The sequence below is a fragment of the Thiomonas sp. genome (genome assembly GCF_034007205.1).
GTDB lineage: Bacteria > Pseudomonadota > Gammaproteobacteria > Burkholderiales > Burkholderiaceae_C > Thiomonas.
The window spans coordinates 166,737-176,270 of sequence record NZ_JAVERI010000006.1; the positions used below are offsets into that span (position 1 = coordinate 166,737).

General features: G+C 64.2%; 11 protein-coding genes and 2 tRNA genes. All 13 read left to right on the plus strand.

Features of this window, described 5'->3' with window-relative positions; translation table 11 throughout:
• Positions 1-85: 85 nt before the first annotated feature.
• Positions 86-1,402 (plus strand): Tol-Pal system beta propeller repeat protein TolB, encoded by a 1,317-nt coding sequence (tolB, locus tag RBR52_RS07090; RefSeq protein ID WP_320376513.1) that lies wholly within the window; start codon positions 86-88, stop codon positions 1,400-1,402.
• A gap of 112 nt (positions 1,403-1,514) precedes the next feature.
• Complete coding sequence (pal, locus tag RBR52_RS07095) at positions 1,515-2,051, plus strand: peptidoglycan-associated lipoprotein Pal (RefSeq protein ID WP_320376514.1); 537 nt, start codon at positions 1,515-1,517, stop codon at positions 2,049-2,051.
• 23 nt (positions 2,052-2,074) lie between these two features.
• On the plus strand, positions 2,075-2,860 hold the full coding sequence (ybgF, locus tag RBR52_RS07100; protein WP_320376515.1) for a tol-pal system protein YbgF: 786 nt from the start codon (positions 2,075-2,077) through the stop codon (positions 2,858-2,860).
• Complete coding sequence (queC, locus tag RBR52_RS07105; protein ID WP_320376499.1) at positions 2,857-3,564, plus strand: 7-cyano-7-deazaguanine synthase QueC; 708 nt, start codon at positions 2,857-2,859, stop codon at positions 3,562-3,564. The genes ybgF and queC overlap by 4 nt, the downstream gene beginning before the upstream one ends.
• Positions 3,565-3,688: 124 nt before the next feature.
• Positions 3,689-4,798 carry a YeeE/YedE family protein gene (locus RBR52_RS07110; protein WP_320376500.1) on the plus strand — a complete coding sequence of 370 codons (1,110 nt, stop codon included), beginning with the start codon at positions 3,689-3,691 and terminating at the stop codon, positions 4,796-4,798.
• A 19-nt stretch (positions 4,799-4,817) separates the two neighbouring features.
• Positions 4,818-5,774, plus strand: a complete 957-nt coding sequence (locus RBR52_RS07115) for a tRNA threonylcarbamoyladenosine dehydratase (protein ID WP_320376501.1) — start codon at positions 4,818-4,820, stop codon at positions 5,772-5,774.
• A gap of 22 nt (positions 5,775-5,796) precedes the next feature.
• Positions 5,797-5,872: transfer RNA gene (locus RBR52_RS07120), tRNA-Lys, on the plus strand.
• Between the two features lie 68 nt (positions 5,873-5,940).
• A tRNA-Lys gene (locus tag RBR52_RS07125) sits at positions 5,941-6,016 on the plus strand.
• A 333-nt stretch (positions 6,017-6,349) separates the two neighbouring features.
• Positions 6,350-7,402 carry a site-specific integrase gene (locus RBR52_RS07130; protein ID WP_320376502.1) on the plus strand — a complete coding sequence of 351 codons (1,053 nt, stop codon included), beginning with the start codon at positions 6,350-6,352 and terminating at the stop codon, positions 7,400-7,402.
• A 2-nt stretch (positions 7,403-7,404) separates the two neighbouring features.
• Complete coding sequence (locus RBR52_RS07135; RefSeq protein WP_320376503.1) at positions 7,405-7,938, plus strand: hypothetical protein; 534 nt, start codon at positions 7,405-7,407, stop codon at positions 7,936-7,938.
• Between the two features lie 100 nt (positions 7,939-8,038).
• Positions 8,039-8,269: a hypothetical protein gene (locus RBR52_RS07140; RefSeq protein ID WP_320376504.1), complete on the plus strand. Its 231-nt coding sequence runs from the start codon at positions 8,039-8,041 to the stop codon at positions 8,267-8,269.
• A gap of 41 nt (positions 8,270-8,310) precedes the next feature.
• Entirely contained in the window at positions 8,311-8,562 is a 252-nt protein-coding gene (locus RBR52_RS07145) for a hypothetical protein (RefSeq protein ID WP_320376505.1), read from the plus strand.
• Positions 8,538-9,446, plus strand: a complete 909-nt coding sequence (locus RBR52_RS07150) for a PriCT-2 domain-containing protein (RefSeq protein ID WP_320376506.1) — start codon at positions 8,538-8,540, stop codon at positions 9,444-9,446. Before RBR52_RS07145 ends, RBR52_RS07150 begins: the two co-directional genes overlap by 25 nt.
• Positions 9,447-9,534 lie beyond the last annotated feature (88 nt).

The following is a 9,534-nucleotide window of genomic DNA, read 5'->3' on the forward strand; positions in this document are numbered from 1 at the left end:
GGTGGGGCTCTTGCCCCTCTTAGAATTCCATCGCTTTGTTCGCTTCGGCCTGGCTGAAGCAGCACGGCCCTACTCTCAACATGCCATGCAGCGACGCCGCTTTGTTCTGGGTTCTCTCTCTGCTCCGCTGGTTCGCGGGGCGGCTTCTTTGGTCGGGTTCGCCGCGCTGAGTCGTTCGGCGCAGGCGCAGTTCAAGGTGGATGTCTCGGGCATCGGCGCCACGCAGATTCCCGTGGGCATCGGCGCGTTCCGCGATCCGAACCAGTGCCCGCAACCGATCGCCGACATCGTGCGCGCCGATCTCACGCGCAGCGGGCTGTTCGCCGTGAGCAATCTGGGCGGGCAGACGCTGACCGAGCAGGGCCCGCCGGATTACGCCGGGTGGCGTTCGCAGAATCTCGAGGCGGCCGCCGGGGGCAGTGTGGCGCAGGTGGCGGGCGGGCGCTGGCAGATTCAGTTCCGCCTGTGGGATGCGGTAAAGCAGGCCGATCTCGGCGGCCTGGCGCTGACGGTCATGCCGGGCGATCTGCGACTGGCGGCGCACAAGATCAGCGATTACATCTATCAGAAGCTCACCGGGCAGCGCGGGGTGTTTGCCACGCGCATCGCCTACATCACCAAGGCGGGGCAGCACAACTTTTCGCTCAACATCGCCGATAGCGATGGCGCCAATCCCCAATTCGCGCTGCGCAGCCGCGAACCGCTGCTCTCGCCGGTATGGTCGCCCAACGGACAGGATCTGGCCTATGTGTCTTTCGAGACGGGCAAGCCGGTGGTTTTCGTCCAGGACGTGCGCAGCGGCGCGCGGCGCGCGGTGGCCAATTTCAAGGGCTCGAACAGCGCCCCGGCCTACTCGCCCGACGGCGGCACGCTGGCCGTGGTGCTGACCCTCACCGGCCGTTCGCAGATTTACCTCATGCCCAGCAAGGGCGGCACGCCCCGGCAATTGATGCGCTCGTATTCGATCGACACCGAGCCGGTTTTCGCCCCCGACGGTCAGAGCCTGTATTTCGTCAGCGACCGCGACGGCGGCCCGCAGGTCTACAAGGTCGGGCTCAACGGCGGCAGCGTGCAACGCATCACCTACAGCGGCGGCTACAACGTCAGCCCGGCGATCAGCCCGGACGGCAAGACGCTGGCCTATGTTTCACAACAAGGCAACAACTACCAATTATGGTCGATCAATCTCGCCACCAACGCCACCCAGGTGCTCGATGAGGGCAGCGATTGCGGCCACCCGAGTTTTGCCCCGAATGGGCAGATCGTGCTTTATTCTGCGGGCGGACGTGGCGGCGAAGTGCTCAAGACGGTCTCGATCGACGGTCGAGTGCGCTCCACCCTGTCGCAGGCCGGGGTGCAGGTGCGCGAGCCGAGCTGGGGCCCGTGGACGCCGGATCGCTAACACTGCTTTTTACTGCCACTTGCTGACAACCCCACATTCCCCCTCTTTTTCGATTCTTCACTGCACCCATTCCTTTTTACCCACCCTGATCTGATCGGAGAAACACGTGAACATGCGCTCTACCCTGGTTTTCACCGCACTTGCCGCCGCGCTGGCTCTTGGTGGCTGCGCGTCACCCGTGCCTGTCAAGCAGGCGCCCGTCGAAGCCAAGACGCCCACTGCAACGGGTACGGCGGGCGCCAATGCCAGCGGAGCCGGGCAGAACCAGGTCACCGCCGTGCAGGCACCGGCTGAATCCAACGCCGGACCCGGCCCCAATGTGCCCAAGAGCATCTATTTCGCCTTCGACAGCTACACGATTGAAAGCCAGTACACCCCCGTGCTGAACGCCAACGCCACCTATCTGACGCAGCACCCGCAGGCGCAAGTGCAACTGCAGGGCAATACCGACGCTCGCGGCAGCCGTGAATACAACCTCGCCCTCGGGCAGAAGCGCGCCGATGCGGTGATGAAGGGCCTGGAGCTGCTCGGCGTGAAGCCCTCGCAGATGGAAGCCATCAGCTTCGGCAAGGAAAAGCCCAAGGCCCTGGGCAATACCGAGGCTGACTACGCCGAAAACCGTCGGGTCGACATCGTCTATCAACGATGAGCCGCAGCGCCTTTTTGCAAGTAGTGCAAGTCGCCCGCGCGTTGCGGGCGCTGCCTGCGGCCTTGCTGATCGCCGGTATGGGTGCGGGTCTGGCCGCGCCAGCCCATGCCGACATGTTCCCGGACAACGAGGCCCGGCGCGCCATTCTCGACCTGCGCGCGCAGGTCGCGCAGAACCAGCAGACCACGCAGAACCAGCTCACCCAGCAGGCGCAGCAGATCCAGCAGATCCGCAATTCCCTGCTCGATCTCTCGACCCAGATCGAACAGTTGCGCAGCGAGATGGCGCAACTGCGCGGCAAGCAGGACGCCGCCACGCAGCAGCTCAACGACGCGCTGGGCAAGTTGCAGAGCAGCCAGCAGCAACTCACCCAGCGCCTCGCGCCGCTGGAACCGGTGCAGGTGCAGATCAACGGCCAGACTTACACCGTGCAGCCCGCCGAGAAAGCCGCCTTCGAGCAGGCGCTGGCCGCCTTCCGCAACGGCGACTTTGCGGGCAGCGCCGCGCAGTTGAAGGCCTTTCTGTCGCAGTATCCAAGCAGCCCGTATGACGCCGATGCCCAGTATTGGCTCGCCAACGCGCAATACGCGCAAAAGCAATACAGAGACGCCATCGCCACGTTTCAGGGCCTGATCCAGCGCAGCCCGAACAACCCGCGCGTGCCCGAGGCCATGCTGGGGCTGGCGAACTGCCAGATCGAAGTGCGGCAAATCACCGCGGCACGCAAAACCCTCAACGCGCTGGTGAAAAACTACCCGCAATCCGAAGCCGCGCAGGCCGGCCGCGACCGTCTGGCCAAGCTGCGGTGACCGGGGCGCCTGCCACAGCACCCGCGGCCGTGGTGTTGCTCTCGGGTGGCATGGATTCCGCCACGGTGCTGGCGCTGGCACGCGAGCAGGGCTTGCGCTGCTACGCCCTGTCGCTCGATTACGGCCAGCGCCACCTGGCTGAGCTCGACGCGGCGCGCCGCGTGGCCGCGGCGCTGGGCGCGGCCGGGCATGAGATCGTGCGGCTGGATCTGGGCCGTTTCGGCGGCTCGGCGCTGACCGATCGCGCCATCGCCGTGCCCACCTCCGGCATCCGGCAGGGCATCCCCTGCACCTATGTGCCGGCGCGCAATACCGTCATGCTGTCGCTGGCGCTCAGCTGGGCGGAAACGCTCGGCGCGCGGCATCTGTTCTACGGCGCCAACGCGGTGGACTACTCCGGCTATCCCGACTGCCGTCCCGACTACGTGGCGGCTTTCGAGCGCATGGCCAACCTGGCGACGAAATCGGCGATCGAAGGCCAGACGATCCGCTTGCACGCGCCCATCATCGCACTGAGCAAGGCCGACATCATCCGCACCGGCCTGCGTCTCGGCGTGGACTATGCGATGACGGTGAGCTGCTACCAGGCCGATGCACAGGGCCGCGCCTGCGGGCGCTGCGACGCCTGCCGCATCCGCGCCCAGGGATTCGCCGATGCCGGGGTTCCCGACACGACCCGCTACCGACGATCCGTCGAACCCTGAACACAGACAGATGGCTGCGGGCCAACGCCCGCGCCCACACGTCGGTTCGTGCGCGCCGCCGTGGAACAATAGCGTGACACGGCGAAACAAATCTTCGCCCGCCCGTCTCGTGCAGTCCATCTCCATGTCCTCCGTTTCCACCATCAACGCCACCGTCCTCTGGGGAAGCTTCGCGCTGAGTCTGGTGTTTGGCGCCATCATGCAGCGCACGCGGTTCTGCACCATGGGTTCGGTCAGCGACATCGTCAACATGGGCTCGTGGATCCGCATGCGCATGTGGGTGCTGGCCATCGCCACGGCCACCATCGGCTTCAATCTGCTGGCCGCCGCCGGGCAGATCGACTCGGCGCAGACGATTTACACCACGTCCAGGGTCATCTGGCTCTCGGCTCTGACAGGCGGGCTGATGTTCGGCTTCGGCATGGTGCTGGCCTCGGGCTGCGGTAGCAAGACCCTGGTGCGCATCGGCGAGGGCAACCTCAAGGCCGTGGTCGTTTTTTTGATGATCGCGGTGTTCGCCTACATCACCCTGCGCGGCATCACCGCCGAGGTGCGGGTGAGGGTGTTCGACAAGGTGGCGTTCCATCTCTGCGGCCCGCAGGATCTGCCATCCATCCTGGCCCGCGCCAGCGGGTTGCCGCTGGCTGCATGGCAGCTTGCGCTCGGGCTGGGCGTGGGGCTGGTGCTGGGCATATGGGCGCTGAGCGCGCGCGAATTCCGTACCGCGAACAACCTGCTGGCCGGTTTCGGCCTGGGTGCGGTGATCGTGGGCATCTGGTTCCTCTCGGGCAAGCTGGGCTTTCTGGCCGAAGACCCGCAAACCCTGCAGGCCGCCTATATCGGCACGCAGAACAACAAGATGGAATCGCTGAGTTTCGTCGCGCCGCTGGCCTACACCCTGTTCTGGTTCATGATGTACAGCGATGCGAGCAATGTGCTGACCCTGGGCATCGTCTCGGTGTTCGGCGTGATCGCGGGGTCTGCCGGCATGGCGCTGATCACGCGCCAGTTCCGCTGGGAAGGGTTTCGCGGCGCGGAAGACACGGCCAACCACCTGGTCGGCGGTGCCCTGATGGGCATCGGCGGCGTCACGGCGCTGGGCTGCACCATCGGCCAGGGCATGAGCGGCGTCTCCACCCTGTCCATCACCAGTTGGATCGCCTTCCTGTCCATCGTCGGCGGCGCAGTGCTGGGGGTGAAGTACCAGGCCTGGCGCGTCGAACGCGCCGCCTGAAGCGGTTCGACGCCCCGCCATGCACGCCTCTCCTTTCGCTGCCCCGCTCAACGCAGACGCCGCAGACGCGGAACGCCGTTTCGGCGGTCTGATCCGGCTCTATGGCGCAGGCGGCGCGCAGCGTATCGCGCAGGCGCACGCCGTGGTCATCGGCGTGGGCGGCGTGGGCTCCTGGGCGGCGGAAGCCCTGGCCCGCTGCGGCGTGGGGCGGCTCACGCTGATCGACCTCGATCACATCGCCGAATCCAATATCAACCGGCAGGTCCAGGCGCTGGACGGCACACTGGGCATGTCCAAGGTCGTGGCGCTGCAAGAGCGGTTCGCACAGATCAACCCGGATTGCCGCATTGCCTGCGTCGAGGATTTCGTCGATGCCCACAATGCGGCGGCTCTGATCCCGACCGACGCCCAGGTGGTGATCGACTGCTGCGACCAGGTCAGTGCCAAGACCGCCATCGCCGCGCTTTGCCTGCAACGCCGTCAACCCCTGTTCATGGCGGGCGCAGCAGGCGGCAAACGGCATGCCGATGCGCTGCAATGCGCCGATCTGTCCGAAGTCACGCATGACCCGCTGCTCGCCAATGTGCGCTACCAATTGCGCCGTCAGCACGGCGCGCCTCGCGACGGCCGCATCGGCGTGCTCTGCGCCTTCAGCAGGGAAGCCATCGTTCGCTCTCAAGGAAACGCCGGGCCGCCCCAAGTTTCCTTGTCCACCTCGCGGCTTGCAAGCCGCTCGGATTCGGTTCCGTCCAGACTGCCGCAGGGCAGTCTGGAGCCGCGGGCCTCATCCCCCTCGGGGGGCGGGTCGGCGAGCCGACCCTGGGGGCGCTCGCAGGCCGAAGCCTGCGCCTCGTCCGACGAGACATCCCCACAGTCCGACAACAGCCTGAACTGCGCCGGTTTCGGCTCCAGCGTGATGGTGACCGCCTCCATGGGCATGATCCTCGTCGCCCGCGCCCTTGACGCCGTGCTATGATTTCGGGCTTGATTTCTGCGGGGGGTCGTTAGCTCAGTCGGTAGAGCAGCGGACTTTTAATCCGTTGGTCGCGTGTTCGAGTCACGCACGACCCACCAAAAAGGCCCAGAATACGGGGTCGGAATATGGGGTCAGAATATGGGGTCGAGATCGGCCCAGCAAACCCGGGTTGTTAGCTCAGTTGGTAGAGCAGCGGACTCTTAATCCGTAGGTCGACAGTTCGAGCCTGTCACAACCCACCAAATAAATCATGCACTTAGCCCACCCTACGCGGTGGGCTTTTTGCTTTCTGGGGCACTGGCGGGGCACTCAGAAATAAAAAAGCACAACACAAGACAAAACCGAGCCGGTACAGATGCGCGTCTGATCCCCGACCTGCCCCGTCTGCGAGTGCCCCAAAATTGCCCCATTTTTTCCCGTGATTGCCCCTGTAGTGCCCCTACGCGAAGCAATGACCTTATATCTCATTGTTTTTATTGTGATTTATCGAAAAGAACAACGGATAGATCATCTGGTGTTGTCTTTTATCGCGTTGTTTTGTACGCTGCGAACCACAGCAACACAAGGCGGCAATCATGGCAAACATCGAGAAGCGCGAAAACGAGCAAGGCACCACCTATCGGGTGAAGGTGCGACTGAAGGGGCACCCGGCGCAGACCGCGACTTTTGAGCGATTGACGGATGCACGGCGCTGGGCACAGCAAACCGAAGCCGCCATTCGTGAAGGCCGTCACTTTGCAGGCAGTGAGGCCAAACGCACCACGTTGGATGAGGTGATCGACCGCTTCACGCGGGAGAAGCTGCCCGCCATGAACGACCAGCAAGATCGCCGCCGGTATCTCGCCTTCTGGTCACAGGAACTCGGCGCATACGCCCTTGCAGACGTGACAGCGGCCCGCATCAGCGCGGCACTGCACAAGCTGGCGACGCAACCCAGCGAGCGCACCGGTAGGCTGCGCGCACCGGCAACCCTGGGGCAATATCGGCAGGCCCTCAGTGGCGTGCTGGCGCTGTGCGAGACCGAGTGGGAACTGATCGACCACAGCCCGATGAAGCGCGTCAAAAAGCCCAAACTACCCAGCGGGCGGGTGCGCTATCTCAGTGACGATGAACGCGAGCGGCTGCTTGCCACCTGCAAGCTATCGGACAGCCCCGACCTGTACCCCGCTGTGATCCTGGCGCTCACCACCGGGGCGCGGCAAGCGGAAATCATGGGCGCAACCTGGTCACAGGTTGACCTACAACGCCGCGTGTTGATCCTGGAGACCACCAAGAACGGAGAGCGCCGCGCCCTGCCCCTTGCAGCGCCAGCCATCGCCGTGCTGCAAGCGCGTGTGCGACGGATCGACACCGATCTGATCTTCCCCGGACGCAACCCGCATCAGGCCATTGATCTGCGCAAACCCTGGGAAACCGCTTTGCAGCGCGCAGGCATCACAGATTTTCGCTGGCATGACCTGCGGCACACGGCTGCGAGCTATCTCGCCATGAGCGGCGCGAGCTTGGCCGAAATCGCGGAGATTCTCGGACACAAAACCCTGGCGATGGTCAAACGCTACAGCCACCTGAGCCATGACCATGTGGCGAGCGTTGCCGACCGCATGGCGGCCAAATACTTCTCGGCCTGACCGTGAGCATCGAACAACGCATAACGGAGTGGGCGCAGCGCATCGGCGCAAACGAGAGGCAGCTTCGCACCGCCCTTGCCATCGCGCAGCGTCATGCGAGGCTGCCAAATCAATACAAGCCAGCGCCGCAGTTCGTTCAGGCCCGCAAAGAGGCAGAGGCGTTGCTGCGACGCATGGACATGCCCGATCTACGCGCGCGAGTCGGAATGGCTGCGAGCTTGGCGGGCATCACGTCTGAGCAATTCCGAGCCGCAGTGCATTGCCTGGCCTGGGCATCAAACCTGAGCCAAGGAGAGCAGTGCGGTACACAAGGACGGAGGCCGTTCACCCGGTTTGTGAGAGCGCTTGACGAGAACATGGGCATTTACGGCCTGCCTCAAATGCCTGCGGCCCTTGTTGCCGATCTGTTCAGCGAGTTGATGCCCGGCGATCCGCGCACCGCCTACGACGTAGAGGCGCTACGCGCCCGGCCCTACGTTGATGAACTCGGTCTAGAGACGGGCGAGATCATTCCCGACCCACCCCCGCCGAAATAGCCCCCTTCGAAATACCAGAAGCTATTTTTTGCCACGGCTGCCCCCTCTCGAAAAAATGTCCTTACCGCACTTCGCGGCATGACATGAGAGGACGCAAGCCATGCAATCGAATCACGAAACCGCCCGGTTCGTTACCGTAGGCGATATTCAAAAATACGAACCGGCCTTCACACCTGGGGGTATGCGGCACATCATTTTTCACCGTGGTGATGCTCTGGAAAAAAGCGGAGTGGTCTGCCGCTTTGGCCGCAAGATTCTGATCGACCTTCCCAAATTCCGTGATTGGGTTTCTCAGGGGGGCGCGCGCACCATCGCCGGGAGCGGCAAGTGATTGCACCGCCCCGAAAACTTCTCGCCGAGTGCAGCGACCTCATGGACGGCGCACGCCAGCCCGATCAAGAACTTAACACTCACCCCGCCGCGCGCGATTTGATCGAAGCAGCGATCGCGGCGATAGAAACCGCGATCCCCGATCAATTCGAGCACGGCGGCCGAACCTATTTTTTGCGTTCCATGATCCGGTTGGTCGACCTTGGAATTCATGCAGACCCAGCGAAAGCGACGCCGCTGCTTCGAATGGTGACCGAGTCCAAGCGCTGGTGCGGCTTCAGGCCCGGCCACTGAAGGGGGAGGCGACATCCTCCCCCGAAGAAATCCGCGCCGCCCTGAACTTCATCCCGCCCGACCTGCCGCGCGACGATTGGGCGCGCATCGGCATGGCTTTGAAGTCCGAGCTAGGCGAAGCCGGGTTCGATCTGTTCGACACCTGGAGCGCAACCGGCAAAAGCTACGACGCCACCGCCGTGCGAGACACCTGGCGCAGCATCAAATCGGCGGGCCGCGTGACCATCGGCACCCTGCTGCATTTGGCGAAGCAACACGGCTTCAAGCGCACCGAACCAGCCCCGCAACCCAGCCCCGAAATTCGCAAGGCGCAAGCCGCCGAACGGGCCGCACGCGACCAGCAAGAACAGGCCGCCCGAGAGGCTGCGCAAACCAAGGCCGCGCAAGAGGCGCAGCGCCGCTTCAACGAGGCTAGCGACACCGACGCAAGCCCCTACCTCGACCGCAAGGCCGTGGGCGCGCATGGCCTGCGCTTCACCTCAGACGGCGCGCTTCTCGTGCCCATGCGCACCGCGCAGGGCGAGCTGCGCAACGTGCAGGCCATCAAGCCCGATGGGTCAAAGCGCTACCTGCCCGGCGGGCAAAAGACCGGCCTGCTGCATTGGATCGGTGAACCCGAAGGCGCGCAAGCGTTGATCCTGACCGAAGGCTACGCGACAGCAGCAACCGTGCACGAGGCTACAAGGTACCCCGTCGCCTGCTGCTTCGATGCTGCGAACTTGAAGCACGTTGCCAGCGCCCTGCGCACGCAATACGGGCCGGACGTGCTGCTGATCGTCGCAGCCGACAACGACCGCGCCACCGAGGCCCGCACCGGCAAGAATCCGGGCCGCATCGCCGCCGAATGCGCATTTCAGCGATCGTGGACGCCTGTTTCATTCTGATCGTGGACGGCGTTTCAGGCTGATCGTGGACGCGCCGGGGGTGCGCGCAAGCGATGGGTTTACTGTATCTCAATCGTCCACGATCAGC

Coding starts and splice junctions, on each gene's coding strand:
- tolB (WP_320376513.1), top strand. CDS start 86: ATGCAGCGACGCCGCTTTGTTCTGGGTTCTCTCTCTGCTCCGCTGGTT.
- pal (WP_320376514.1), top strand. CDS start 1,515: ATGCGCTCTACCCTGGTTTTCACCGCACTTGCCGCCGCGCTGGCTCTT.
- RBR52_RS07110 (WP_320376500.1), top strand. CDS start 3,689: ATGTCCTCCGTTTCCACCATCAACGCCACCGTCCTCTGGGGAAGCTTC.
- RBR52_RS07115 (WP_320376501.1), top strand. CDS start 4,818: ATGCACGCCTCTCCTTTCGCTGCCCCGCTCAACGCAGACGCCGCAGAC.
- RBR52_RS07130 (WP_320376502.1), top strand. CDS start 6,350: ATGGCAAACATCGAGAAGCGCGAAAACGAGCAAGGCACCACCTATCGG.
- RBR52_RS07140 (WP_320376504.1), top strand. CDS start 8,039: ATGCAATCGAATCACGAAACCGCCCGGTTCGTTACCGTAGGCGATATT.
- RBR52_RS07145 (WP_320376505.1), top strand. CDS start 8,311: ATGGACGGCGCACGCCAGCCCGATCAAGAACTTAACACTCACCCCGCC.